Consider the following 24,874-nt stretch of genomic DNA (forward strand, 5'->3'; position numbering starts at 1 on the left):
ACGGGATCGACAATGCTCAAATAACGAGCAAGACACGTCCCATAGTTATCCAGCCTAGAGGGAGGAGCCTCAACATGACCACCGCTGCCCAGGCAGATGCCAAGACCTATCCGCCAACCGCAGAGACCGTTGAGCGGGCGCATGTCGATGCCGCGAAATATGAAGAGATGTATGCCGCATCGGTTAACGACCCGGACGCGTTCTGGGGCGAACACGGCAAGCGGATCGACTGGATCAAGCCCTTTACGCAGGTCAAGGATGTCAATTACGATTTCGGCTCGGTCAAGATCAACTGGTACGCCGATGGTACTCTGAACGTCTCGGCCAACTGCCTGGATCGCCATCTGGAAACCCGCGGTGATCAAACCGCAATCATCTGGGAACCGGATGATCCAAATGATGCGGCCCAGCACATCACCTATGCCGAATTGCATCGCCGCACCTGCCGCATGGCCAATATTCTGGAATCTATGGGCGTGCGCAAAGGTGATCGCGTCATCATTTACCTTCCGATGATCCCCGAGGCCGCCTATGCCATGCTGGCCTGCGCGCGCATCGGTGCGATTCACTCAATCGTTTTTGCAGGCTTCTCGCCTGACGCTCTGGCGGCCCGTGTCAACGGTTGCGACGCCAAAGTCGTCATCACCGCAGATGAAGCCCCGCGCGGCGGCCGCAAAACGCCGCTGAAATCGAACGCTGACGCGGCATTGCTGCACTGCAAGGACAGCGTAAAATGCCTGGTCGTCAAACGCACGGGTGGTCAGACCACTTGGATCGATGGGCGTGACTACGACTACAACGAAATGGCGCTTGAGGCCGATGACTATTGCGCCCCAGCCGAGATGAGCGCGGAAGATCCGCTGTTTATTCTGTACACTTCGGGTTCGACCGGCCAGCCCAAAGGTGTGGTTCACACCACCGGCGGCTATCTGGTCTATGCTGCGATGACCCATGAGATCACCTTCGACTATCATGAAGGCGATGTGTATTGGTGTACGGCAGACGTGGGTTGGGTCACCGGCCACAGCTATATCGTCTATGGTCCGCTGGCTAATGGTGCCACAACCCTGATGTTCGAAGGCGTGCCGACGTACCCAGATGCAGGTCGTTTCTGGGAAGTTTGCGCCAAGCACAAGGTCAACCAGTTCTATACAGCCCCAACCGCGATCCGTGCCCTGATGGGACAAGGAAGTGAATGGGTCGAAAAGCACGATCTCAGCGACCTCAAAGTTTTGGGTACCGTGGGTGAGCCAATCAATCCCGAAGCCTGGAACTGGTACAACGAGGTTGTCGGCAAGGGCAAATGCCCAATCGTCGATACGTGGTGGCAGACTGAAACTGGTGGTCACCTGATGACCCCCCTGCCCGGCGCGCATGCGATGAAGCCCGGCTCGGCGATGAAACCGTTCTTTGGCATCGAACCGGTGGTCTTGGACCCGCAATCCGGCGTCGAGATTGAAGGAAACGGTGTCGAAGGTGTTCTGTGCATCAAGGACAGCTGGCCCGGTCAAATGCGCACCGTCTGGGGCGATCATGAGCGGTTCGAGAAGACCTATTTCTCGGACTACAAAGGCTACTACTTCACCGGCGACGGCTGCCGTCGTGACGAAGGTGGTGACTACTGGATTACTGGCCGCGTCGATGACGTGATCAACGTCTCGGGCCACCGCATGGGCACCGCCGAGGTCGAAAGCGCGCTGGTGGCGCATGCCGCAGTGGCCGAGGCCGCCGTAGTGGGCTATCCCCATGAAATCAAAGGACAAGGCATCTATTGCTATGTCACTCTGATGAATGACCGTGAGCCTTCGGATGAGCTGCTCAAAGAACTGCGCACCTGGGTCCGGACCGAGATTGGCCCGATCGCCTCGCCTGACGTCATTCAGTGGTCCCCAGGCCTGCCCAAAACACGCTCGGGCAAGATCATGCGGCGAATTCTACGCAAGATCGCCGAGAACGACTTTGGCTCGCTGGGCGATACGTCCACTTTGGCCGATCCGTCGGTCGTCGACGACCTGATTGCAAACCGAGCGAATAAGTGAGGGCATAATGGACGCTGCGACCATGACAACTCCTGCTGTTCTCATCCTTCTCGGCCCTCCGGGCGCCGGGAAGGGCACTCAGGCGCGCATGCTGGAAGACAAGTTCGGGCTGGTGCAACTCAGCACCGGTGACCTTCTGCGTGCGGCTGTTGCTGCAGGCACCGATGCCGGAAAGGCGGCGAAAGTCGTGATGGAGGCCGGCGAGCTGGTCAGCGACCAGATCGTCATCGACATCCTGCGCGATCGCATGGCGGAACCCGACTGTGCCAAAGGGGTCATTCTCGATGGCTTCCCCCGCACCACCGTTCAGGCCGAGGCGCTGGATGGTCTTCTGGCTGAAAAAGACCAGAAGATCAGCGCCGCGATCAGCTTAGAGGTGGAGGATGCCGAAATGGTGATCCGGATCTCGGGCCGTTACACCTGCGCCGGTTGCGGTGAAGGCTACCACGACACGTTCAAGAAACCGTCGGTCGACGGCACTTGCGACAATTGCGGCGGGACCGAATTCAAGCGCCGGGCCGATGACAACGCGGAAACCGTTGCCTCACGCCTCAGCGCCTATCACGCACAGACAGCCCCACTGATCACCTACTACGACGGTCAGAGCGTTCTGAAGCGGACGAACGCCATGGGCAAGATTGAAGACATCGCGCGCGACCTGGAGGAAATCGTCGCCAGCGCGGTGAACTAAGGGAGGGAGACAGGCCGTAAGGCCTTGATCCTTAAACAGAATACTTCGATGCACCGCCTTGGCGGAACAGAGGAGTTTTGTCAGATGCCACGGGGTATCTGTCACATTCGAGAAGCGGTCCGGCGCGCTGGAGGAACGAAGCAAAGGACCGCCCAACGAGGAAGCGAAGGAGGAACCCGCAATGGCGGATCAATCTACCAACTCCGCGCAGACTGCCGAAGCCGATAAGGGCTATTGGCAGGCCAACCTGCGCCTCATCTACATCAGCCTCGCGATCTGGGCGCTGGTGTCGTTTGGATTCGGCATCCTGCTGCGTCCGCTGCTGTCCGGCATATCTGTTGGCGGTACTGATCTGGGCTTTTGGTTCGCTCAGCAGGGATCAATCTTGGTCTTTCTGGTGCTGATCTTCAACTACGCCTGGCGCATGAACAAGCTAGACGCCGAACACGGCGTAGACGAAGAGTAAGGGAGAGCGGGGACAATGGATCAGTTTACCATCAACCTGCTGTTTGTTGGCGCATCCTTCGCGCTTTACATCGGCATCGCGATCTGGGCCCGTGCGGGTTCCACATCTGAATTCTACGCTGCTGGTCGCGGCGTTCACCCGGTCACCAACGGTATGGCGACAGCGGCGGACTGGATGTCTGCGGCCTCGTTCATTTCGATGGCGGGCCTCATCGCCTTTACCGGCTATGACAACTCGACCTTCCTGATGGGTTGGACCGGTGGCTACGTGCTGCTGGCTCTGCTGCTTGCGCCTTACCTGCGTAAGTTCGGCAAATACACCGTCTCGGAATTCATCGGCGATCGTTTCTACAGCCAGACTGCACGCGTCGTTGCCGTGATCTGTCTGATCGTTGCATCGGTGACCTACGTGATCGGTCAGATGACCGGCGTTGGCGTGGCCTTTGGCCGCTTCCTTGAGGTTTCGAACACATCCGGTCTGCTGATCGGTGCTTGTGTCGTGTTTGCATACGCGGTGTTTGGCGGGATGAAGGGTGTGACCTACACCCAGGTTGCTCAGTACTGCGTGCTGATCACAGCCTACACCATCCCGGCGATCTTCATCTCGCTGCAGCTGACCGGCACTCCGATCCCTGCACTGGGTCTGTTCGGCGACACTGCAAGCGGTGAGCCTCTGCTGACCAAACTGGACGCGATCGTGACCGAGCTGGGCTTCAACGAATACACGGCTCACCACTCGAACACGCTGAACATGGTTCTGTTCACGCTGTCGCTGATGATCGGTACTGCGGGTCTGCCGCACGTCATCATGCGCTTCTTCACCGTTCCGAAAGTGTCTGACGCACGTTGGTCGGCCGGTTGGACGCTGGTCTTCATCGCGCTGCTGTATCTGACCGCCCCTGCGGTTGGCGCAATGGCCCGTCTGAACATCACCGACATGATGTGGCCCAATGGTGGCATCGAAGGTGGCGCTGTCTCGGTCGAGGAAATCGACAACGATCCGCGCTATGACTGGATGCAGACATGGCAGAAAACCGGTCTGCTGGACTGGGAAGACAAGAACGGCGACGGCAAGATCCAGTACTACAACGACAAGTCTGAAGCTATGACTGCAATCGCGGAAGAAAAAGGCTGGGTCGGAAACGAGCTGACCAAATTCAACCGTGACATCCTGGTTCTGGCCAACCCCGAAATCGCCAACCTGCCGGGTTGGGTGATCGGTCTGGTCGCTGCCGGTGGTCTTGCGGCTGCTCTGTCGACCGCTGCTGGCCTGCTGCTGGCGATCTCGTCGGCGGTGTCCCACGACCTTGTCAAAGGTGCAATCAATCCGCAGATCTCGGAAAAAGGTGAACTGCTGGCCGCGCGTATCGCAATGGCCGTAGCCATCCTGGTTGCAACCTATCTGGGTCTGAACCCACCGGGCTTTGCGGCACAAACCGTGGCCTTGGCCTTTGGTCTGGCGGCTGCCTCGATCTTCCCGGCGCTGATGATGGGGATCTTCTCGACCCGCATCAACAACACCGGCGCGGTTGCTGGTATGCTGGCTGGTCTGGTTGTCACTCTGGTCTATATCTTCCTGCACAAGGGCTGGTTGTTCATTCCAGGCACCAACTCGTTCACCGATGCTGATCCGCTTCTGGGTCCGATCAAGTCGACCTCGTTCGGCGCCATCGGTGCAATGATCAACTTCGCAGTTGCGTATGTTGTTGCCGGCATGACCAAAGAGACTCCGCAGGAGATCAAAGATCTGGTCGAAAGCGTACGCATTCCCCGTGGTGCGGGCGCAGCTCAGAACAAATGAGCCTGATGCGGCCTGAGGTTCTTGCCAATGGCCGCGTCTTTCGATCCACTACTCCCGTCCGGCACACCACCGGGCGGGATTTTTGTTCCACGGAGTATTTAGATGCCCCTGTCCCATGACCAGATCACCCGGTTTCTGGAATCCGTACATCCTTATGACGCCCTACCCGCCGACGTTCTGGATGAGGTCGCAAAACAGATCGAGGTCTGGGAGGTTGATGAGGACTACCCTGTTTACGATCTGGGCCACAAACTACCCGGCGTATTCGTGATCTATGAAGGACAGGTTGAAATCACGGATGAGAACGATGAAGTCGTTTCGCATCTGGGCTTGCGCAATTCCTTTGGAGAACGCGGACTGCTTAAAGACGGCAAAGCCGCGACCAAGGCACGCGCCCACACCCCATCTGTGCTGATCGTACTGCCACCTGAACTTGTGCGAGAGTTGATCGACAACCATGATGTGGTCTCGAAGTTCTTCGATCGCTCACGCGGGGGCCGCAGCGGTCCGCAGAGTTTGGCGACCAGCGCCATTGATGTCCTGATGGCACACAATCCGGCCACCTGCCCGCCTGCGACCCCGGTTCGCGACGCCGCGCGCCTGATGCGCGACAAGGGGATTTCGTCGCTATGCGTGACAGAGGCCGACGGTCTGGTAGGCATCGCCACCTTGCGTGATATCTCGGGCAAGTTTGTGGCGGATGCGATGCCCGCGGATACTCCGATCTCACAGATCATGACGCCGAACCCAACTACCCTTTCGCCTTCGGATATCGGGTCCGATGTGCTGCACGTCATGATGGAGCGCGGAATCGGCCACATCCCGATTTGCGAGGGCGGACGTCTAGTCGGGGTCGTTACTCAGACAGACCTGACCCATTATCAGGCCGTGAACTCGGCCGAACTTGTTCGCCGAATTGCCCATGCCGACACTGCCGAGGAAATGGCCAAGGTCACGGCAGAAATCCCCCAGCTGCTAGTGCAGCTGGTTGCGGGTGGCAACCGGCATGAAATCGTAACACGGCTGATCACGGATATCGCCGACACTGCCACGCGTCGGCTGCTGAGTCTTGCTGAAGCCAAACTGGGGCCGCCGCCGGTGCCATACTTGTGGCTGGCGTGCGGATCGCAAGGACGACAGGAGCAGACAGGTGTGTCCGATCAGGACAACTGCCTGATACTGGACGATGCAGTGACCGAAGATGACATGGCCTATTTCACGCAACTGGCCAAACATGTCTCGGACGGGCTGGATACCTGCGGCTATTTCTACTGCCCCGGTGACATGATGGCGACCAATCCGCGCTGGTGTCAGCCGCTGCATGTCTGGCGCGACTATTTCAAGGGGTGGATCGCAAAACCGAACCCCGAAGCGCAGATGTTGGCCTCGGTCATGTTTGACCTACGCCCTATCGGCGGCTCGTTCGAGCTGTTCGCCGATCTTCAGGCCGATACGCTGAACGCAGCCAATGCGAATTCGATATTTGTCGCGCATATGATCTCGAATTCGCTGAAACACACGCCGCCTTTGGGTCTGTTGCGGGGGTTTGCCACCATCCGCTCGGGCGAGCATCGCAATACGCTGGATCTGAAACATAACGGCGTGGTGCCGGTGGTTGATCTGGCGCGGATTTACAGCCTGCAGGGCAAACTGCCCGAGGCCAACACCCGTGCCCGCCTGAAAGCGGCTGAGGCAGCCGGTGTCCTCAGCCCCTCGGGTGCGCGTGATTTGCTGGATGCCTATGATCTGATTGCGGAAACTCGGCTGGAACATCAGGTCGCACTGGTCAAATCCGGGGAAAAACCCGACAATTACCTGCCACCAACAAACCTGTCGGACTTTGAGCGCAGCCACCTGAGGGACGCGTTTGTTGTGGTGAAAACCATGCAATCCGCCGTTGGTCACGGCAAAGGAATGCTGGGTTAAAAACGAGAGATCAGGGTCGTCCTCGGCGACCGTATTTGAACTAAAACGACTGGGCGAGGAACGCCCGAAGGCTGGAGAAGACCAATGTTTCTGGAATTGATCGGTACGATATTTGCGGGCTTTGCCTTTGCCGGGATCGTGCTGGTGCTAAACAAGCTGACCGGCGGACGGTTGCCCCGGTGGGCCACGCCGGTTGCAGCAGGGTTGGGCATGATCGGAATGACGATTGCCAGCGAATACTCGTGGTACGACCGCACCCGCGAAACGCTGCCGGACAGTGTCAGCATCATCCAAGAGGTCGAAAGCCGCGCGATTTACCGCCCCTGGACCTATGCCGTGCCTTTCGTGGACAGGTTTGCTGCCATCGACACAGACTCGGTGCGCAAGAACGAACAAGTGCCGGATGAACGGCTGGTCGAGCTCTATTTCTTTGGCCGCTGGGCACCGGTCTCGAAAGTACCGGTGGTTGTAAACTGTGCCGAAAACCTGCGCGCCAATCTGGCCGACGGAGCCGAGTTTGGCGATGATGGCCGCGTTCTGAACGCCGACTGGATCAAGGCCGGGACCGGCGATCCGATCATTGAGGCCACCTGCGGAGTTTGATCATGCTGACCAAGTTGAGTCTGCGTCTGAGAATCTTTCTGTTCTTTTGCCTGTTAGCGGCTGGTGGGCTGGCGGTCAGCGCTCTGGCGCTTTGGTTCAGCTATGCCCGCGAGGGCAACCCCGCCCTTTTCGACCCGTTTCTTTTTGCCGGGATCGTGATTGCCTTTGGGCTGTTGGCCTTGATCGCCGGGGTCTGGTTGCTGTTTGACGACAACGTGGCAAAACCGATTGAGCGTCTGTCTGCCGAATTGCGCGCGCGCGCGCATGCCGGAGTCAGCAGCAACATGGATGTCCAAACGGCGAAATACTTGGGCGACCTTGCCCCGGCCGCAGCTGGGCTGGCGGATCAGCTATCGCACAAGACGCTCAGTGTGGCCGAGGCTGTCGCATCCGAGACCGCCCAACTGGCCGCCGAAAAGAACAGGCTCACTGCCCTGTTGACCGAAATCCCGGTTGCGATGCTGCTCGCCAGCCCGAACCACAAGATCGTCCTCTATGATGCGCAAGCGGCCGAGGTTCTGGCCCAGATCGCACATCCGCGCCTGAACGCCGCGTTAGAGGATTATCTACAGCCAGACGCGCTGTATGCCGCCTATTCGAAACTGGTCAAAACCGGTCAGGACGTCACCTGCACGTTGACCAGCATCGACGGAGCGCAGACTTACGCCGCGCGCGTGAAACCGTTGGGAGATGCGCCCGGATACATGCTGATCTTCGACGACAGCGCGGCGCAGATCGCCCCGGACGCGGCGCGCCCGCTAGTCTATGATTTCGATCTGTTGAACATGTCGGCCTCGGGTAGCTTCGAGGCCCAAACGATTGAAGATCTGTGCTTTGTGGTCTTCGACACCGAAACCACCGGCCTGTTGCCGCACAAGGATGAGATCGTCCAGATCGGCGCTGTCCGGGTCGTGAAAGGTCGCATCGTAGAGGGCGAGCGGATCGACATGCTGGTCAATCCCGGCATCCCCATCCCAGCGGCCTCTACCAAGGTTCACAAGGTCAGCGACCAAATGGTGCAAGGCGCGCCCGACATTGGTGAGGCTGGCCGCATCTTTCACCAATTCGCGCGGGATGCCGTGATTGTTGCCCATAATGCGCCATTCGACATGGCATTCCTGCGCCGTCACGCCAAGCGGATGGGTGTTGATTGGGACCACCCAATTCTGGACACTGTGCTTCTGTCTGCTGTCCTGTTTGGCGCCAGCGAGACGCATACACTGGACGCGCTATGTGACCGTTTGGACGTAGAAATTCCCGAAGCGCTCCGCCACACGGCGTTGGGTGATGCGGTGGCCACGGCTGAGGCGCTTGTGCGGATGCTACCCATGCTGAAAGCGCGGGATATCACCACCTTCGGCGCAATCATCACCGAGACCCGCAAACATGGTCGCTTGTTGGAGGACCTGAACTAACCTAATTTTCAACGTGATGAACCAAAGTTACCATGGACAATACGGAACGGTCATGGCACCTGACGATCGGGCAGAGAACAGATGTGCAATGACCGAGAAGACTTTTATCCCGACCCCTGATCAAAGCGCCGCGTTTCGTGAAGCGCTGGGGTGTTTCGGGACAGGTGTTACGGTCGTCACTACACAGACGGCACTTGGGCCGCGCGCGATCACCGTGAACTCCTTCACCTCGGTTTCACTGGACCCACCGCTGGTCCTGTGGTGTTTGGCCAAGGAATCCAACCGGTTCGGCGCGTTTTCGGACTGCCAGCACTATTCCATCCATGTCATGGCACAAGAGCAGCAGGACCAAAGCCTGCGGTTTGCTCGGGACGGAGAAGACTTCTCTCACGCAGACTGGAGCGCAGATGAAATGGGCCGGCCGCAACTGGCCGATTGCCTCGCGCGGTTTGACTGCCATCTGCATGCCTGCCACGAAGCAGGCGACCACCTGATCATGGTTGGCCATGTGGATCAGGTCATGTACCGCACGGGCCAGGGCCTGATCTTCAAGCGTGGTCAGTTCGGCGGGTTTGTCGACCTGATCTGACGGCCCTCAGTCGTCAAGAGAGCCGTGAAACGCCAGCGCCTCAAGCTGAGTTTCCTGCGGGGTAATCACGCGAAACGCTTCATGCACGCCGCTTTCGGTCAATTCACGCGCAACGGTCAGCAAGGTGTTGGCAGGGTGTTCGTCGCAAAGCTCGGACATATGATCTATCTCCGCTTGCGCCACGCCCATCGCGGCCTCGACCGATGGTGCGCCGTAGAGTTTCACGAAATGCTCCGCCAGGTTTTCGACGAGCTGATCTTTCTCAGCCTGTTCGATCTGGGTGACGGCCACAAAGGTCACACGCCCGAAGGTCTCTAACCCCAGCCAGCCATTGGCAAAGGCCTGACGGGCCTTGCCCTCCAGATCGCCCTGCCCCCAGTTCGAAAACTCAAACCCGCCCGAGATGCACCATTCCCCTGTACGCGCAGGCGAGTGGAACACGTTCATGTCGCTTTCGTCGAAATGTATCGCGCGGGCCAGTTTCATCGGGTCGCCTCCAATAAGTTTGTGAGCGGGCGCAGGTGAGTCTCATCCTTGTCGCGGATCAGCATGCCGAACCGCTCATCCGTGCCAAGGAACACGCCCTGCCCCTCGATCGGTTCTCCGACGCCGCGCAGAAGGCCAAGCCATTCGCCATGTAGCGGCGCGTTGCCGTCCTCGGACCAGCGGTTGAGCCAGGTCAGCATATGCCGTGACCAGCTTTCCACCAGTTGGGTTGCCGAAACGTCGGCGCAACCCTCATCATAAAGCGCGGTGACGTCCGGCGTATGGCCAGGCGCATCGCTGGTTTGCAGCAGTACCAACTCCCACCCGACGACCAGCCAGTCGGGTATCTGATCGGGATCGCTGCTCGACGCGGCAACATGGAACTGTCCGCATTTCGCACCGTTCACGCAGATCAGGCCATCCCAGCCCAGATGCACCGCCACTTCTGGCGGGGCCAGAGCGCCCAACGCGTTCTGAAACCCGACAGCGCAGAGCGGCAGCATCGCCATGGCGTCCTGCAAGGCGACCTCGGGTGCGAATACAATGGCCGCGCGCAAGCGATCAGCCTGGATATTGTACACGACCGAGCCGGAATCGCAGCCCAGCGCCGCCATGGCCTGTGCCTTTTCGAATGGGTCCTCCCCACCCTTGGCGGGATGACCTGTGAGCAGAGGGGGAAAGACCGGCTCGCTCATGCGTTGCCTTTGGCGATCAGGTCGCGCGCGATCTTGCGGAACGCGTCGGCCTGTGGGCTGTCGGGCTTGCTGACCACGATGGGCGCACCCCCGTCCGCGGCCATCCGGATATCCAGATGCAGCGGGATTTCACCCAAGAGCGGCACGCCCAGCGCCTCGGCCTCAGACGCGACACCGCCATGACCAAAGATATGTTCCTCATGCCCACAGTTGGAACAGATATGGGTCGACATGTTTTCGATCATGCCGAAGATCGGCGTTTTGAGCTGGTTGAACATATCGATCCCCTTACGGGCGTCGATCAGCGCAACGTCCTGTGGGGTTGAGACAACGATGGCCCCATCCACCTGGAACTTCTGGCTGAGCGTCAGTTGCACGTCACCAGTGCCCGGTGGCAGGTCAACGATCAGCACGTCCAACGCGCCCCATTGAACCTGGTTCATCATCTGCTGCAGCGCACCCATCAGCATGGGGCCGCGCCAAACAACCGCCTGCCCTTCGTTGGTCATCAGGCCCATCGACATCATTGTGACGCCGTGATTGCGCAGTGGCAGGATCGTCTTGCCATCCGGGCTGGCCGGGCGTCCCGAGACACCGAGCATCCGAGGCTGTGACGGGCCATAGACATCCGCGTCAAGCAACCCGACACGTCGCCCCTCGGCCGCCAAGGCACAGGCGAGGTTTGCGGATACGGTGGACTTGCCAACACCACCCTTGCCCGAGGCAACGGCGATAATACGATCCACACCAGGCACAGCCTGCGGACCGGTCTGAGAGGGCTTTGGTTTTGGCTTCAGATCCGGTGGAGCCTTATCGGAATGCGCGGTCATCATGGCCGACACTTTCGAAACCCCTACAACCATCTGCGCGGCCTGCTCAGCGGCGGCGCGAACCGGCTCCATCCGCTCGGCCTGTTTGGGGTCGATCTCGAGCACGAAGCGCACGGTATCGCCTTCGACATTCAGGGCGCGTACGACGCCCGCGCTGACGATATCCTGACCGGAAACCGGGTCAGTGATCTTTTTCAAGTTTGCAAGAACCGCGTCACGGACACTCATGCCATCATCCCCATAACCTGCCCCATCGCATGGTTGCTTTTCATTGCATGTGTCTCCGTCTCTATTCGTTCATTTGACGCATTTGCCTTTTGGCGATTAGGCTTGGGCATGCGCTTTTTCCTTTTGTGCCTCAGCCTGACGCTCTCCGCCACCCCTTCCGGGGCGCAAGACGCGATTGGCCTGGCCAGCCCGACCGAAGTTTCGAACTCGGGCCTTTTGCAACATATTCTTCCGCGCTTTTCACTCAAGACCGGGATAAGGGTAATCAGCGATGCCGAGGGCGTTATGTCGTTGAATACCGGCGCAGAGGGCGATCCGGTCTTTGCACGTGGCGAAATTGTCTATCACCTGCGCATTCAAGGCGACCCGAAACAGGAGCGCTTTCGCGAATGGCTTTTGTCGGATATCGGCAAACGCACGATCGAAAGCTTTGCTCCGGATCAAGGCCCGCCCTTTAGCGCCAGTTTCGAGGTTGCCAGCGCCGAGGCATCCGAAGTCATTGATGGCAATACCGCGTTGGGTGAGGAGCTTTCGATGACCCATTGCGGCCGCTGTCATGTGATCGGCCCGCAGAACCGCATGAATGGGCTCGGCTCGACCCCGTCTTTCGCTGTGTTGCGCACTTTGCCGGATTGGGATGAGAGGTTTCAGGCCTTCTTCGCCCTGAACCCCCACCCGGCCTTTACGCAGATCGAAGGCCTCACGCCCCCCTTCGATCCCTCGCGTCCGTCGCCTATACACCCTGTTGAGATGACACTGGACGATCTGGACGCCATTCTGGCCTTTGTCTCGGTCATCAGCGCAGCGGATCTGGGCGCGCCGCTGCAGCATCAATGATCCTTCCGTTTTGAGAAATAGTCATCCGTCGTTACAACCTTGGGCCGCGGATTGGACTGGAAGGGATTGTCCTGCATGTTGAACTGCGCGCCCACCCGGCAATTGTCGCACATCTGGATCATCCGCGCCTGCTCGGACGAGGCAAACATCGGGTGTATCCCCGACAGCTTCTCCATGACCCGCTCGACCGTTGACTTCACACCGAACGGGGCACCGCATTCGACACATTCAAAGGGCTCTTCCTCGTTCAACACCTGCTGAGACAACGCGGCATCGCTCAGGTCCAGTTGGGGAACCAGCGCAATGGCATCCTCGGGGCAGATGTTGCGGCACAGGCCGCATTGCAAACAGGCGTCCTGCTGGAAGTTCAGCTGCGGTTTATCCGGGTTGTCGATCAGGGCCCCCGATGGGCAGAGCGACACACAGCTTAGGCACAGCGTACACGCATCCGTATCCACCGCGACGGCCCCATAGGGTGCGCCTTGGGGCAAAGCCAGAGGTTCCTCGGCCTTGGGGTTCAAAGCCTGTGCTGCCAATCGGGCGATTTGCCTGCGGTTGCCCAACGGCAGAACCGGATCGGTCAGTGCCGCCGGTACCTCTTGCGCATAGAGCAGATCGCTCATCGCATCCGGGTCGGCCTCATCAATCAGTCCAAGCCCTGCGTCCGGTGCGATCGCCTGTGCGAGCTCCAGCTCGCGGTCCAGCGCATCCCGCTCCGTCGTGGGGGCCAGAAGGATGTCGACCCTCGCAAAGCCGTGGGCCAAAGCGGCCAGCATCTCGGCGTGGCCGAAACCGGAAATCACACTCGACTCCATCGGAATGACATCGGCGGGAAGTCCACGTCCGAACCGCGCGGCAAGTCGGACCATCTCGGCCCCATAGGCGTCATGCACCAGCAGACGCGGCGCGGAGCCTCCGGCCCGGCGATAGGTCCGGGCCAGGACATGCATGCGCGTCAGCACCGCCGACACAGGCGGGTCTTCATAGGTGATCGCGGTCGAGGGGCACAGTGCAGCGCAAGCCCCACAGCCAGCACAGATCATGGGATCTATGGCAATATGCTCTCCGGCGGGCGTGATGGCCCCGGTCGGGCAGATATCGAGGCAATTGGTACAGGCCACCTGCTCCGCCCGCGAATGGGCACACAGAGTTTCCTCAAGACGTACATAGAGGGGTTTTTCGAACGTCCCCACCAAATGCGCTGCATCAAACGCCAGCTTGGAGACAGCCAGCGGGTCGCGCGGGTCCGCCCGCAAATAGCCTTCGCGCTTGGCCGGAGCTTGAACGAATGGCGTCTCTCCGGTCACATCAATCAGGATGTCGCAGGCCGACTGCGCCCCGTCGCGCGGATCGGTCCAGCCAAACGCCCCACGACCACCCGGGGCAATTTGCTGCAACCCGTCGATCCGCAGGGCAAACCCACCCAAAGCGCCCGAAACCGAACGCACCTGCCCCCGTACCACGTCAAAGCTGCGGCTGATGGGCGAGGTCTCATCTCCCGTCACAACAGTCACCGCCAGCGTGGTTGCCAAACGCTCGGCCAGATCAAAGGCGACCTCGGCCGGGCCAACGATGCAACAGGTCCCCTCGCTGATGACATCAACACTGGGCGAGATGGGCATCGGCACCAACGCCTCAGCCGCCAGGGCCGCCATCTTGGGGGCCGCGTCACCGGATTGGTCCGACCAGCCAGCGCGGTCCCTCAGATCAACAAAGGCGGGTGGTTCAACCTCAAGATCCTCGGCCAGATCGCGAAACACTTCCTGCTCCTGCCCGCAGGCGATCAGCAATTGGTCATCCCACTTCATAAACTCCGCAACGACACCCAGCTCTCGCGTACAAAGGGCGGTGTGTGTTTTACTGCACTCCAGCTCGGTGGCCGCGCCGATACGGTCGGCATCCACCGGCTGCGAGCCTTCGCAGTTACATAGAATAAGTTTGGTGGCCATGTCCCTCCCCCGGACAGCTTCCTGACTTGTTACCTTAGATGGTATCGCTCGGCTGGCAATCCAGTCTTTGTCAAACACCAAGGATCGCACATTAAATTCTTTGAGAGCGCCTGTTTTTCCTGACACAAACGCTCGGAATTTCACTTGTTAAACTTTAGTCGTACAAGAGGTTTTTCACGCGATTGAGACTTGGCAGAGCCGCCCTATGTGTACCATAGTAGACTTAGGGTAAGGCAGGGGAGAGCCTTACGGGGAGGAGCCAGTGGCCAAGGCCGCAAGCCGTATTGAAATGCCTGTTGGCGTCATCGTGCGCAAAACACCCGGGGTAACTCGCTGGGCGAAGTGGAACTGGCGAGCAGTTGCCGTGCTGCCCGGTGCAGGCCCTGCTGATTGGGTGGAGCTTCGGCGCGAAGGCGATGCGGTGGAATACCACGCCGCCACCCTACCCCTGACCCTCTGGGCCGATGAGACAGAAGCTTATATGGTTAACCTCTCCGATGGGCAGCCTTCCGTTTATCTGGTTCTGCGCAATGATCTGGACGGCAACCGCCCGATGGATGCGGCGCTGATCACTGCTTCGCCGTTCGAGGGGCAGGATTATGCAGATACTGGCGAGGAGATCGTTGAGAAAATCCCGATGACCGAAGGCCTGATCGCTTGGGTTCGGGATTTCACCTTAGAACACCACCGTGATGAGGTTTTCATCAAGCGCCGTCGTGACAAGAAACGGACGGACCTTGTGGAGGACGGCAAGGGGGATGCGCGTATTCGGCAGACCTCGGACGTCTACCGCGCACCGAGGAAGGTGCTGCAATGACCCAACCCCGCGATTTCTGGTCCCGCCGCAAGGCAGCCGTTCAGGCAGAAACCGAGGCCGAAGCGATCGCGGCGGAACAACAAACCATTGCGACGCAACAGGCCGAGTTGGAAGAAAAGAGCGACGCCGAAATTCTGGCCGAGTTAAACCTGCCCGACCCCGATCAGTTGCAAGCTGGCGATGATGTGTCGGGCTTCATGGCTAAGGCAGTCCCCGACCGCTTGCGCCGCCGCGCCCTGCGTCGGCTTTGGCGGCTGAACCCGGTTCTAGCCAATGTGGACGGGCTGGTCGACTACGGCGAAGACTACACCGATGCCGCCTGCGTGATCGAAAACCTCCAGACCGCTTATCAGGTCGGCAAAGGGATGTTGGCGCATGTCGAGGCTTTGGCAGCCGAAGAGGATGAGCCAGAGATCGACGCCCTCGAGCCTGTCGAGGAAGAAGAACCCATCCTCGCCGAACCCGAACCAGCGCCGGAACCGATGGCTCTGGCCGCAGCGGAAGAGCCTGAGGACGAGCCATATACCCCGGCCCCGCGCCGCATGAGATTTGAATTCGAAGGATAACGAATGACCGCAAGCAACGCGCAACACATGGATATCTCGGCCGAGGATCGGCTGCGCGCGGATTTCTACAACTTCCTGGGCCTGCTGCTGGCTGGCCCGCCGGATCAATTGCTGTTGGATCAGATGGCCGGACTAAGCGGCGATGACACCGATCTGGGCCAAGCCATTCAAGCCATGGCACGGGTGGCCAAGGTGACTAAACCCGCCGCAGCAGAACGCGAGTTCAACGCGCTGTTCATCGGGTTGGGGCGTGGCGAGTTGCTGCCCTATGCCAGCTTTTACCTGACCGGGTTCCTGAACGAAAAACCTCTGGCTCAGTTGCGCAATGATATGGCCGTGCGCGGCATTACCCGTGCCAAGAATGTGTTCGAGCCCGAAGATAACATCGCCTCGCTTATGGAGATTATGGCGGGCATGATCGTAGGCCGGTTCGGGACCGCGGCCTCGCTCGACGATCAAAAAGCGTTCTGGAACAAACATATCGGCCCGTGGGCCGCACATTTCTATTCGGATTTGGAAGCTGCCGAAGCTTCGGTTCTCTATGCCTCGGTCGGGACAGCCGGTCGGGTGTTCATGGAGATCGAGCGTGAGGCCTTCCGAATGACGGCGGCATAACCCGCCACTCGCCAGCGCCGCAAACGGCGCTAAATCGCAAATGGCAGAGGAGACACCCATGAGCAAGACCAAGGAAGAAGGCGCAACCCGCCGCGACTTCCTCAAACTGGCCGGAACCGCAGCGCCCGCTGCTGTCGCCGCCGCCAGCCTGAGCGGTCAAGCCGAAGCAGCCGAGCTGCCGACGGACGAAACCCGCATGCAGGACACCGCGCATACCCGCGCGTATTTGGAAAGCGCGCGCTTCTAAGCCGCCTCGACTGCGCCCGGCCTAGCCGCCGGACGATGTCATCTACCCGACGGACGGTTGCGATTGGCCCTGATGTCGGTTCGCGAAGTACCAAGCCAGCCGTGGCTGACACGGCGCGCAAGGGAGGAAAACAATGCTTAGGAAAAAGACCAACGGGGTTGCGAGACGCCCCCAGCGGACAAGTATCCTGTCCCAGGTCGGCGAGAAAACCGTCGATCGCCGCGCATTCCTGCGTGGCTCGGGCCTGACGATCGGCGGCCTTGCCGCGATCAGCGCCACGGGTGGAACCGTGACGCAAGCCAGCGCCCAGACAGCGGCAAACCAAGCCGTTGAGAATATCAAATCCGTCTGCACTCACTGCTCGGTCGGCTGTACAGTTGTTGCCGAAGTGCAAAACGGCGTCTGGATCGGGCAAGAACCCGGTTGGGACAGCCCGTTCAACCTGGGTGCACACTGCGCCAAGGGGGCCGCGGTCCGCGAACATGCCCATGGCGAACGCCGCCTGAAATATCCGATGAAAAAAGAAGGCGGAGAGTGGAAGCGCATCAGCTGGGACGAGGCGATCAACGAGATCGGCGACGGCATGATGAACATCCGTCAGGAATCCGGGCCGGACAGCGTGTACTGGCTGGGTTCTGCGAAGCATAATAACGAACAGGCCTATCTGTTCCGCAAGTTCGCCGCCTACTGGGGCACGAACAACGTGGACCATCAGGCCCGTATCTGTCACTCGACCACTGTTGCGGGCGTTGCGAACACATGGGGCTACGGCGCCATGACCAACTCGTACAACGACATGCACAACAGCCGGGCCATCTTTATCATCGGTGGTAACCCTGCCGAGGCGCACCCCGTCTCGTTGCTGCATATCCTGCGTGCGAAAGAGCAGAACAACGCGCCTCTGATCGTCTGCGACCCGCGCTTTACGCGCACCGCGGCCCATGCGGATGAATATGTCCGTTTCCGTCCCGGCACCGACGTCGCATTGGTCTGGGGTATCCTGTGGCACATCTTCGACAACGGTTGGGAAGACAAAGAGTTTATCCGCACCCGTGTCTGGGGGATGGACCAGATCAAGGAAGAGGTTGCCAAGTGGACCCCTGATGAGGTCGAGCGCGTCACCGGCACACCCGGCTCGCAGCTGCGCCGCGTCGCCCGGACCATGGTGAATAACCGCCCCGGCACCGTTGTCTGGTGTATGGGTGGTACTCAGCACACCAATGGCAACAACAACACCCGCGCCTACTGTGTGCTTCAGCTTGCGCTCGGCAACATGGGCACCTCGGGGGGTGGCACCAACATCTTCCGCGGCCATGACAACGTGCAGGGCGCGACGGACCTTGGTGTTCTGTCCCACACCCTGCCCGGCTACTATGGCCTGTCGAAAGGTGCATGGGGTCACTGGGCCCGTGTCTGGGGTGAAGATCCCGAATGGCTGGCCGGCCAGTTCGCCACGATCAAGGACAAAGAAGGCAAGGATAAACCGCTCCAGAACGAGCGCGGCATCCCGGTCTCCCGCTGGATTGACGGTGTTCTGGAAGACCCTGCCAACATGGATCAGGACAACAACGTCCGCGCCATGGTTCTGTGGGGCCACGCGCCCAACTCGCAGACCCGGATGACGGAAATGAAGACGGCGATGGAGAAGCTGGACATGCTGGTCGTGATCGACCCGTATCCCACCGTCTCGGCCGTTCTGCAGGACCGCACTGATGGCGTCTACCTGTTGCCAGCTTGTACCCAGTTCGAGACCCGTGGCTCGGTCACGGCCTCGAACCGCTCGCTGCAGTGGCGCGACAAGGTGGTGGATCCCCTGTTCGAAAGCTTGCCGGACGAGGTCATCATGGCCAAGTTCGCCAATAAGTTCGGCTGGGCGGATCGTCTATTCCGCAACATCGAGATGGACGACCCGGAAACCCCGAATGTTGAAAGCATCACGCGTGAGTTTAACTCGGGCCTCTGGACCATCGGTTATACCGGTCAGTCGCCGGAACGTTTGAAAAGCCATATGGCCAACCAGCACACGTTCGACAGAACCACGTTGCAAGCCATTGGTGGACCCAACGACGGCGAATATTACGGTCTGCCCTGGCCTTGCTGGGGAACGGCCGAGATGGGTCATACGGGGACACCGAACCTCTATGACATGTCCAAGCCGGTGGCCGAAGGCGGCCTGACCTTCCGCGCCCGTTTCGGGGTGGAACGCGATGGTGACAACCTGTTGGCCGAAGGGGTCTATAGCGTCGGATCGGAAATTCAGGATGGTTATCCCGAATTCACGATGCAGATGCTGATGGACCTTGGCTGGGATGGAGACCTTACGGCTGAGGAACGCGCGGCAATCGACGCCGTTGCGGGACCAGAGACCAACTGGAAGACCGACCTCAGCGGCGGTATCCAGCGGGTCGCGATCGCTCATGGCTGTGCGCCCTTCGGGAACGCAAAGGCACGCGCGGTTGTCTGGACCTTCCCGGATCCGATCCCACTGCACCGCGAGCCGCTCTACACGAACCGGCGCGATCTGGTGGAGGACTATCCAACCTACGAGGACCGTCAGGCCTATCGTCTACCCACCCTTTACGCTTCGATTCAAAAGAACGACTTTTCAAAGGATTACCCGATAATCCTCACGTCAGGTCGTTTGGTCGAATATGAAGGCGGTGGCGATGAGACGCGGTCCAACCCGTGGCTGGCCGAGCTTCAGCAGGACATGTTCGTCGAGATCAATCCGCGCGATGCCAACAACCTTGGTATTCGGGACGGATCACAGGTCTGGGTTGAAGGTCCTGAGGGCGGCAAGGTCAAGGTGATGGCGATGCTGACCAACAGGGTCGGTGCCGGCGTAGCCTTCATGCCCTTCCACTTTGGCGGCCATTTCCAGGGCGAGGACCGGAGGGATAAATATCCCAAAGGCGCCGATCCCTATGTGCTGGGTGAAAGCACCAACACCGCCCAGACCTATGGCTATGATTCAGTGACCCAGATGCAGGAGACCAAAGCGACTCTCTGCAAGATCTGGTCAGCGTAAGGAGGAGAAGAGAAAAATGGCAGCAAGAGCAAAATTTCTCTGCGACGCTGAACGCTGTATCGAGTGCAACGCCTGTGTCACCGCGTGTAAGAACGAACACGAGGTGCCATGGGGCATCAACCGCCGCAGGGTGGTAACGATCAATGACGGCAATCCGGGCGAACGCTCGATCTCGGTGGCCTGTATGCATTGTTCGGATGCGCCTTGCATGGCGGTGTGCCCGGTCGACTGCTTCTATCAGAACGAAGAAGGCGTCGTCCTGCACTCCAAGGACCTGTGCATTGGCTGCGGCTATTGCTTCTACGCGTGCCCCTTCGGCGCGCCCCAATACCCGCAGGCGGGCAACTTCGGATCGCGTGGCAAGATGGACAAATGTACCTTCTGCGCCGGCGGCCCCGAGGAAACGCACTCGACCGCAGAGTTCGCCAAATATGGTCGCAACCGGATCGCAGAGGGCAAACTGCCCATCTGCGCCGAAATGTGTTCCACCAAGGCCCTGCTCGCCGGTGACGGCGACGTGGTCTCGGCCATCTACCGCGAGCGCGTCGTTGCGCGCGGGTTTGGCTCGGGCGCGTGGGGTTGGGGCACGGCCTACGACCAGAAAGACGGCTAATTCGTCTGCGCAAAGAACAGGTGACCCGCCAAGGTGGGTCACCTGCATTGGAATTTTGACCGAGGTCCAGATGTTCCGTCTCATTTTCGCCCTTCTGTTCACCCTTGGGCTGACCCAGTTCGCCCTTGCCCAAAGCACCGAGACCGAGGCCCCTGCCGCGGATGAACGCGCCTCGACTGGCGGTGCCACGACGCTAGAAGATATTCTGGCGCGGCAGCGGGGAGAGAAAGTGGACAACGCCTACCGCTCGGAAAACACAGGTCAGGGCAATGTCGAGGGGCTGCTGGGGCAATTCGGAACAAGCGGTGTTGCCTCGGATAGCGATGTGTATCGGGCTATTCGCTTTGGCTCGGCCGATACAACGGTGTCGTCTCAAGGGCCTGCCGCTGGTGTCCTGATTCAGGATGGCGGCATGTGGTGGTGGAACTTCCGAACGGGTCCACTGCGTGAATACGGCAGCTACATCATTGCTGGGATGGCGGCCGTCATTCTGCTGTTCTTCCTGATCCGCGGTAAAATCCGCATTGATGGGGAAAAGACAGGCCGCACGGTTCTACGCTTCAACAGTTTTGAACGGTTCGGGCACTGGCTGTTTGCCGGATCGTTCCTGATCCTTGGGATCACTGGCCTGCTGACGCTTTATGGCCGCGACTTCCTGATCCCGATCTTCGGCAAGGAAGGATTCGCCACCATTGCACAGGGCTGCAAATGGCTGCACAACAACCTCGCCTGGGCCTTCATGCTGGGCTTGATCATCGTCACCGTGAACTGGATCGCCCATAACATCCCCAACAAAACCGACCTGAAATGGCTGGCCGCCGGAGGGGGATTGTTCACAAAAGGCAGCCATCCACCTGCTAAAAAGTTCAACGCGGGCCAGAAAATCATCTTCTGGGCCTGCATCCTGCTGGGTATCTCGATCAGCCTGTCCGGTCTGTCGCTGCTGTTCCCGTTCGAGCTGCCGATGTTCGCCAAAACCTTCTCGATCGCCAACTCCACCGGCATTCCTCAAGCACTTGGCCTGAGCCTGCCCGTCCAGATGTCGCCGCAGGAGGAAATGCAATACGCACAGGTCTGGCACGTTATGGTGGCCTATGTCTTCATCGCCATTATCATCGCCCATATCTACCTTGGCTCGGTGGGCATGGAGGGCGCGTTTGACGCCATGGGTACCGGCGAGGTTGAAGAGCAGTGGGCGCGTGAGCATCACTCGCTCTGGCTGGAAGAGGTGCAGGAAAAAGAGGCGGGCAAAGCAGCGGCCTCTCCCGCTGAATAGATGCGCTGGCTCGCCGTCGCGCTGGCCCTGATCCCCCTGCCCGCATTGTCCGAGTTCTTTACGCTCAAGGGCCATGGCGGGCCGATCATGGGCATCGCAACCGCACCTGACGGGCGGATCGCCACGGCCAGTTTCGACAATTCGGTTGGCCTGTGGTCCGATCAAATGCCCGAATGGTTGGAGGGCCACGAAGCCGCCGTTAACTCCGTCGTCTTCAACGGCACTGCCATCTACTCCGCCGGAGACGATTTCACCCTGCGCCGCTGGCCAGGCGGAGAGGTCGTGGGCCAGCACAAAGGTAAAATCGTGGGCCTCTCAGCCTCAAAAAACCATGTCGCCACAGCCAGCTGGGACGGCTCGATAGGGTTATGGCCGGTGGACGGCTCGGCGCCACAAATGCTGGGCCCGACTGGAGGCGGTGTGAACGCGGTGGTGTTTTCACAGGATGGAACCCGGCTGTTCTCAGCGGGTGTGGATGGCAGCCTACGCGAATGGGACGTGGCCAGCGGTCAGGAAACCCGGCGCGTGGTCGAACATGGCTTTGGCATCAATGAGCTTGCCCTGAACGAACAAGACGGCTGGATCGCCTATGGCGCTGTGGATGGCGGGACCCGTATCCGCGACCTCAGCACGGATGAAGAGAGGGATTTCACCCTGGACCGACGCCCCATTCTGGCGCTGGCCCTCAGCCCTGATCGCAGCCTATTAGCCGTTGGCGATGGTGAAGGTTACATCATGGTGATCGACACGGTGGACTGGCGTATCGCCCAGGATTTTCGCGCCACGCTGAGGGGGCCGGTCTGGGCGTTGGCGTTTTCTGCGGACGGTCAAAACATCCACGCGGGTGGAATTGATGAGGCCATGTATAGCTGGCCTGTCGCCGCGCTGAGGGATCAGGAGCAGATGGCCACAGCTGAACCCAGCTTTTTGAAAGACCCCGACCAGATGAGCAACGGCGAACGGCAATTCGCCCGCAAATGCTCGATCTGCCACAGCCTGACACCGGACGGGCAACGCCGTGCAGGTCCGACGCTTTATGAAGTGTTCGGACGACAAGCCGGAACCCTGCCGGGTTATTTCTACTCGGAAACGCTGCAAGACTCTGATATCATTTGGAATGACGAGACGATAAATGCCCTTTTCGATGAGGGGCCGGATCACTACATTCCAGGATCAAAGATGCCGATGCAGCGGATCACGCAAGAACAGGACCGGGACGACCTGATTGCATTTCTGCGCCGCGCAACGGTTGATCCAAACTGAACCGGAGGAAACGATGAAAGCCTTTCTTGCCGCCGCAACTGCAATGGTCGTCATCACTGTTGCCGCCCCCTTTGCGCTGAACCAAATCGGCTTCAGCGCGGAACAGGCGACCTCTGGCCCTGCTGTGCGCCTCGACTGAATGTCCGAATACCTGACGACGAAAGAGCTGGCCGACCTGTTGCGGATCGGCGAGCGGAAAGCCTATGATCTCGCTTCCTCGGGCGAGGTGCCTTGCGTCCGCGCCATGGGCAAGCTGCTGTTTCCCCGGATCGAGGTGATTGCATGGCTCAACGCGTCCCGCTCCGGTCCACAGGTAGCGGAACCGCCCCTGCCTCCGATCGTCGCGGGCAGCCATGATCCACTGTTGGACTGGGCACTGCGGGAGAGCGGATCTGGTCTCGCGACGTATTACGATGGCTCATTCGACGGGCTCAGCCGCCTAGGTAGTCGAAGCGCGCAGGCAGCGGCGCTGCATATCCATGAAGACGAAGGCTTCAACACCCAATCCCTGCGCGATGCTTTGGGTGAGGCCCCTGTGGTCCTGATCGAGATTGCGCAGCGACAACGCGGGCTTTTGCTGTCTCCGGAGACCTCGGACATTGCAGGTTTTGCCGACCTCAGAGGTCGCCGCGTCGTCTTGCGCCAAAATAGCGCCGCCAGCCAACGTCTCTTCGATGCCGAGCTCACAACCCATGGCCTGACCCGAGACGACCTGACTGCTCTACCCACCTGCGCCCGCACCGAGGAAGAACTGGCCATCACTCTGCACGACAACAAGGCCGAGGCCGGGTTCGGTCTGGGCGCATTGGCAAGCCTCTACAACCTGCGCTTCGTCCCGACCCACTCGGAACGACTGGACCTGGCGATCTGGCGGCGGGCCTATTTCGACGAACCAATGCAGAAACTGCTGCGCTTCATACGCTCGGATCAGTTTCAAACCCGCGCGTCTGAATTTGGTGGATATGACCTGACCGGTTTGGGCCAGGTCCACCACAATGGCGCCAGCGGTTAGGGCTTCATCTTTTCAAAAATACTCTCACCGAAGGCATTGGCCGCAGGCCAATCTACTGCGCGTTAGGGAAGAACACCTGCTGCCCTTCTAGCCGGAAGTCCGCAATCGCCGCCTGCCCGTCCGGCCCGGTCAGCCAATCAATGAACCTCTGCCCGGCATTGGCGCGCGTTTTCGGATGCCGCTCAGGATTGACCAAGATCACTCCATATTGGTTGAACAACCGCGGATCGCCCTCGACCAGAATCTCAAGATCCCCTCTGTTTCCAAAGGAAAGCCATGTCGCGCGGTCGGTCAGCGTATAGGCCCCCATGCCGCTGGCTATGTTCAGCGTGGCACCCATACCTGACCCGGTCTCGCGATACCATTCGCCCGACGCTTCGGTCGGATCCAAACCAGCATCCGCCCAATGGCCCATCTCGGCCTTATGCGTTCCGCTGTCATCCCCGCGCGAGGTGAAGACGGCCTCTGCCGCCTCAATGGTAGAAAGCGCGGAGAGGATATCCGCCCCTCCTTTGACGCCAGCCGGGTCTGATTTTGGCCCGACCAGAACAAAGTCATTGTACATCAGATCCAAGCGCTCAACGCCCCAACCATCCGCAACAAACTTCTCTTCCGCAGGCTTGGAATGGACCAACAGCACGTCCCCATCGCCGTTCACCGCATTGCGAATGGCCTGACCGGTGCCAACGGCTACGACACGGACATCAATACCGCTTTCCGCCTCAAAGCCCGGCAACAGATAGTCCAGCAACCCCGAATTCTGCGTCGAGGTCGTGGATTGCACCACGATAAACGGCTCCTCCGCTGTGGCTATGCCGGCCATCATCCCAAGCCCAAGCGCCGCTGCGCGCAAAATTGCCCGTCTCATCACATGCTCCAATGT

At 59.7% G+C, this 24,874-nt stretch carries 24 protein-coding genes; 19 read left to right on the forward strand and 5 right to left on the reverse strand.

The genetic code is table 11. The features are described from left to right. Window positions 1–74: 74 nt before the first annotated feature. The 8 genes from acs to ACR0NO_RS04905 all read left to right on the forward strand — a co-directional run bounded on the left by acs (window position 75) and on the right by ACR0NO_RS04905 (window position 9,529). On the forward strand, window positions 75–2,039 hold the full coding sequence (gene acs / locus ACR0NO_RS04870) for an acetate--CoA ligase (protein ID WP_480723165.1): 1,965 nt from the start codon (window positions 75–77) through the stop codon (window positions 2,037–2,039). Window positions 2,040–2,046: 7 nt separating this feature from the next. Continuing rightward, window positions 2,047–2,730, forward strand: coding sequence for an adenylate kinase (locus ACR0NO_RS04875; RefSeq protein WP_480723166.1), 684 nt, complete (start codon window positions 2,047–2,049; stop codon window positions 2,728–2,730). A gap of 181 nt (window positions 2,731–2,911) precedes the next feature. Next, window positions 2,912–3,196, forward strand: a complete 285-nt coding sequence (locus tag ACR0NO_RS04880) for a DUF4212 domain-containing protein (RefSeq protein WP_170376639.1) — start codon at window positions 2,912–2,914, stop codon at window positions 3,194–3,196. Between the two features lie 15 nt (window positions 3,197–3,211). After that, entirely contained in the window at window positions 3,212–4,996 is a 1,785-nt protein-coding gene (locus ACR0NO_RS04885; protein WP_170551306.1) for a sodium:solute symporter family protein, read from the forward strand. A 102-nt stretch (window positions 4,997–5,098) separates the two neighbouring features. Beyond that, window positions 5,099–6,922, forward strand: a complete 1,824-nt coding sequence (locus tag ACR0NO_RS04890; RefSeq protein WP_480723167.1) for a DUF294 nucleotidyltransferase-like domain-containing protein — start codon at window positions 5,099–5,101, stop codon at window positions 6,920–6,922. An 84-nt stretch (window positions 6,923–7,006) separates the two neighbouring features. Continuing rightward, on the forward strand, window positions 7,007–7,525 hold the full coding sequence (locus tag ACR0NO_RS04895; RefSeq protein ID WP_170376630.1) for a hypothetical protein: 519 nt from the start codon (window positions 7,007–7,009) through the stop codon (window positions 7,523–7,525). A gap of 2 nt (window positions 7,526–7,527) precedes the next feature. Continuing rightward, on the forward strand, window positions 7,528–8,940 hold the full coding sequence (locus ACR0NO_RS04900; protein ID WP_480723168.1) for a 3'-5' exonuclease: 1,413 nt from the start codon (window positions 7,528–7,530) through the stop codon (window positions 8,938–8,940). 88 nt (window positions 8,941–9,028) lie between these two features. Next, window positions 9,029–9,529, forward strand: a complete 501-nt coding sequence (locus tag ACR0NO_RS04905) for a flavin reductase family protein (RefSeq protein WP_480723169.1) — start codon at window positions 9,029–9,031, stop codon at window positions 9,527–9,529. A 6-nt stretch (window positions 9,530–9,535) separates the two neighbouring features. Here ACR0NO_RS04905 and ACR0NO_RS04910 read toward each other — a convergent pair whose 3' ends face one another. Genes ACR0NO_RS04910 through ACR0NO_RS04920 form a run of 3 tightly spaced genes read right to left on the reverse strand, consistent with a single transcriptional unit; the run spans window position 9,536 to window position 11,768 of the window. Then, window positions 9,536–10,015: a DUF6505 family protein gene (locus ACR0NO_RS04910; protein ID WP_480723170.1), complete on the reverse strand. Its 480-nt coding sequence runs from the start codon at window positions 10,013–10,015 to the stop codon at window positions 9,536–9,538. Further along, entirely contained in the window at window positions 10,012–10,710 is a 699-nt protein-coding gene (locus ACR0NO_RS04915) for a biotin/lipoate--protein ligase family protein (protein WP_480723171.1), read from the reverse strand. Before ACR0NO_RS04915 ends, ACR0NO_RS04910 begins: the two co-directional genes overlap by 4 nt. Then, on the reverse strand, window positions 10,707–11,768 hold the full coding sequence (locus ACR0NO_RS04920) for an Mrp/NBP35 family ATP-binding protein (protein ID WP_480723172.1): 1,062 nt from the start codon (window positions 11,766–11,768) through the stop codon (window positions 10,707–10,709). The genes ACR0NO_RS04915 and ACR0NO_RS04920 overlap by 4 nt, the downstream gene beginning before the upstream one ends. Before the next feature lie 108 nt (window positions 11,769–11,876). Here ACR0NO_RS04920 and ACR0NO_RS04925 point away from each other — a divergent pair, with 108 nt between their 5' ends. Continuing rightward, entirely contained in the window at window positions 11,877–12,605 is a 729-nt protein-coding gene (locus ACR0NO_RS04925) for a c-type cytochrome (RefSeq protein ID WP_480723173.1), read from the forward strand. Here ACR0NO_RS04925 and ACR0NO_RS04930 read toward each other — a convergent pair. Further along, window positions 12,599–14,554: a 4Fe-4S binding protein gene (locus ACR0NO_RS04930; RefSeq protein ID WP_480723174.1), complete on the reverse strand. Its 1,956-nt coding sequence runs from the start codon at window positions 14,552–14,554 to the stop codon at window positions 12,599–12,601. The genes ACR0NO_RS04925 and ACR0NO_RS04930 overlap by 7 nt on opposite strands. Window positions 14,555–14,816: 262 nt before the next feature. Between ACR0NO_RS04930 and ACR0NO_RS04935 the strand changes: the two genes are divergently transcribed. The 10 genes from ACR0NO_RS04935 to ACR0NO_RS04980 all read left to right on the forward strand — a co-directional run bounded on the left by ACR0NO_RS04935 (window position 14,817) and on the right by ACR0NO_RS04980 (window position 23,991). Further along, window positions 14,817–15,371 (forward strand): DUF3305 domain-containing protein, encoded by a 555-nt coding sequence (locus ACR0NO_RS04935; protein ID WP_170469868.1) that lies wholly within the window; start codon window positions 14,817–14,819, stop codon window positions 15,369–15,371. Then, on the forward strand, window positions 15,368–15,937 hold the full coding sequence (locus ACR0NO_RS04940) for a DUF3306 domain-containing protein (RefSeq protein WP_480723175.1): 570 nt from the start codon (window positions 15,368–15,370) through the stop codon (window positions 15,935–15,937). Before ACR0NO_RS04935 ends, ACR0NO_RS04940 begins: the two co-directional genes overlap by 4 nt. Before the next feature lie 3 nt (window positions 15,938–15,940). Continuing rightward, entirely contained in the window at window positions 15,941–16,552 is a 612-nt protein-coding gene (locus tag ACR0NO_RS04945; RefSeq protein ID WP_170376589.1) for a molecular chaperone TorD family protein, read from the forward strand. 58 nt (window positions 16,553–16,610) lie between these two features. Further along, the gene (locus ACR0NO_RS04950; protein ID WP_170376587.1) at window positions 16,611–16,799 is read left to right on the forward strand and encodes a ubiquinol-cytochrome c reductase iron-sulfur subunit N-terminal domain-containing protein; all 189 of its coding nucleotides are present in this window, start codon (window positions 16,611–16,613) and stop codon (window positions 16,797–16,799) included. A gap of 133 nt (window positions 16,800–16,932) precedes the next feature. Next, a complete protein-coding gene (locus tag ACR0NO_RS04955; RefSeq protein WP_480723176.1) occupies window positions 16,933–19,827 on the forward strand; it encodes a formate dehydrogenase subunit alpha in 2,895 nt (964 codons plus the stop codon). Between the two features lie 16 nt (window positions 19,828–19,843). After that, window positions 19,844–20,440, forward strand: a complete 597-nt coding sequence (gene fdh3B, locus ACR0NO_RS04960) for a formate dehydrogenase FDH3 subunit beta (protein ID WP_170376582.1) — start codon at window positions 19,844–19,846, stop codon at window positions 20,438–20,440. 70 nt (window positions 20,441–20,510) lie between these two features. Then, complete coding sequence (locus ACR0NO_RS04965; RefSeq protein WP_170376579.1) at window positions 20,511–21,716, forward strand: formate dehydrogenase subunit gamma; 1,206 nt, start codon at window positions 20,511–20,513, stop codon at window positions 21,714–21,716. Beyond that, the gene (locus ACR0NO_RS04970; protein WP_480723177.1) at window positions 21,717–22,979 is read left to right on the forward strand and encodes a c-type cytochrome; all 1,263 of its coding nucleotides are present in this window, start codon (window positions 21,717–21,719) and stop codon (window positions 22,977–22,979) included. It begins immediately after the preceding gene. A gap of 13 nt (window positions 22,980–22,992) precedes the next feature. Continuing rightward, on the forward strand, window positions 22,993–23,118 hold the full coding sequence (locus ACR0NO_RS04975; RefSeq protein WP_256439764.1) for a hypothetical protein: 126 nt from the start codon (window positions 22,993–22,995) through the stop codon (window positions 23,116–23,118). Beyond that, entirely contained in the window at window positions 23,119–23,991 is an 873-nt protein-coding gene (locus ACR0NO_RS04980; RefSeq protein ID WP_480723178.1) for a substrate-binding domain-containing protein, read from the forward strand. Between the two features lie 52 nt (window positions 23,992–24,043). On the opposite strand, the gene ACR0NO_RS04985 is transcribed toward ACR0NO_RS04980, so the two are convergent. Further along, complete coding sequence (locus ACR0NO_RS04985; RefSeq protein ID WP_480723179.1) at window positions 24,044–24,859, reverse strand: ABC transporter substrate-binding protein; 816 nt, start codon at window positions 24,857–24,859, stop codon at window positions 24,044–24,046. Window positions 24,860–24,874 lie beyond the last annotated feature (15 nt).

The sequence above is a fragment of the Ruegeria sp. CL3 genome (assembly GCF_056536505.1).

What these genes read in the sequence shown, in the direction of transcription:
- ACR0NO_RS04955 (WP_480723176.1), top strand. Translation starts at nt 16,933, where the DNA reads ATGCTTAGGAAAAAGACCAACGGGGTTGCGAGACGCCCCCAGCGGACA.
- ACR0NO_RS04900 (WP_480723168.1), top strand. Translation starts at nt 7,528, where the DNA reads ATGCTGACCAAGTTGAGTCTGCGTCTGAGAATCTTTCTGTTCTTTTGC.
- ACR0NO_RS04975 (WP_256439764.1), top strand. Translation starts at nt 22,993, where the DNA reads ATGAAAGCCTTTCTTGCCGCCGCAACTGCAATGGTCGTCATCACTGTT.
- ACR0NO_RS04965 (WP_170376579.1), top strand. Translation starts at nt 20,511, where the DNA reads ATGTTCCGTCTCATTTTCGCCCTTCTGTTCACCCTTGGGCTGACCCAG.
- ACR0NO_RS04880 (WP_170376639.1), top strand. Translation starts at nt 2,912, where the DNA reads ATGGCGGATCAATCTACCAACTCCGCGCAGACTGCCGAAGCCGATAAG.
- ACR0NO_RS04885 (WP_170551306.1), top strand. Translation starts at nt 3,212, where the DNA reads ATGGATCAGTTTACCATCAACCTGCTGTTTGTTGGCGCATCCTTCGCG.
- ACR0NO_RS04910 (WP_480723170.1), bottom strand. Translation starts at nt 10,015, where the DNA reads ATGAAACTGGCCCGCGCGATACATTTCGACGAAAGCGACATGAACGTG.
- acs (WP_480723165.1), top strand. Translation starts at nt 75, where the DNA reads ATGACCACCGCTGCCCAGGCAGATGCCAAGACCTATCCGCCAACCGCA.
- ACR0NO_RS04930 (WP_480723174.1), bottom strand. Translation starts at nt 14,554, where the DNA reads ATGGCCACCAAACTTATTCTATGTAACTGCGAAGGCTCGCAGCCGGTG.
- ACR0NO_RS04950 (WP_170376587.1), top strand. Translation starts at nt 16,611, where the DNA reads ATGAGCAAGACCAAGGAAGAAGGCGCAACCCGCCGCGACTTCCTCAAA.
- ACR0NO_RS04985 (WP_480723179.1), bottom strand. Translation starts at nt 24,859, where the DNA reads ATGAGACGGGCAATTTTGCGCGCAGCGGCGCTTGGGCTTGGGATGATG.
- ACR0NO_RS04945 (WP_170376589.1), top strand. Translation starts at nt 15,941, where the DNA reads ATGACCGCAAGCAACGCGCAACACATGGATATCTCGGCCGAGGATCGG.
- ACR0NO_RS04980 (WP_480723178.1), top strand. Translation starts at nt 23,119, where the DNA reads ATGTCCGAATACCTGACGACGAAAGAGCTGGCCGACCTGTTGCGGATC.
- ACR0NO_RS04895 (WP_170376630.1), top strand. Translation starts at nt 7,007, where the DNA reads ATGTTTCTGGAATTGATCGGTACGATATTTGCGGGCTTTGCCTTTGCC.
- ACR0NO_RS04905 (WP_480723169.1), top strand. Translation starts at nt 9,029, where the DNA reads ATGACCGAGAAGACTTTTATCCCGACCCCTGATCAAAGCGCCGCGTTT.
- ACR0NO_RS04875 (WP_480723166.1), top strand. Translation starts at nt 2,047, where the DNA reads ATGGACGCTGCGACCATGACAACTCCTGCTGTTCTCATCCTTCTCGGC.
- ACR0NO_RS04890 (WP_480723167.1), top strand. Translation starts at nt 5,099, where the DNA reads ATGCCCCTGTCCCATGACCAGATCACCCGGTTTCTGGAATCCGTACAT.
- ACR0NO_RS04925 (WP_480723173.1), top strand. Translation starts at nt 11,877, where the DNA reads ATGCGCTTTTTCCTTTTGTGCCTCAGCCTGACGCTCTCCGCCACCCCT.
- ACR0NO_RS04940 (WP_480723175.1), top strand. Translation starts at nt 15,368, where the DNA reads ATGACCCAACCCCGCGATTTCTGGTCCCGCCGCAAGGCAGCCGTTCAG.
- fdh3B (WP_170376582.1), top strand. Translation starts at nt 19,844, where the DNA reads ATGGCAGCAAGAGCAAAATTTCTCTGCGACGCTGAACGCTGTATCGAG.
- ACR0NO_RS04970 (WP_480723177.1), top strand. Translation starts at nt 21,717, where the DNA reads ATGCGCTGGCTCGCCGTCGCGCTGGCCCTGATCCCCCTGCCCGCATTG.
- ACR0NO_RS04915 (WP_480723171.1), bottom strand. Translation starts at nt 10,710, where the DNA reads ATGAGCGAGCCGGTCTTTCCCCCTCTGCTCACAGGTCATCCCGCCAAG.
- ACR0NO_RS04920 (WP_480723172.1), bottom strand. Translation starts at nt 11,768, where the DNA reads ATGAGTGTCCGTGACGCGGTTCTTGCAAACTTGAAAAAGATCACTGAC.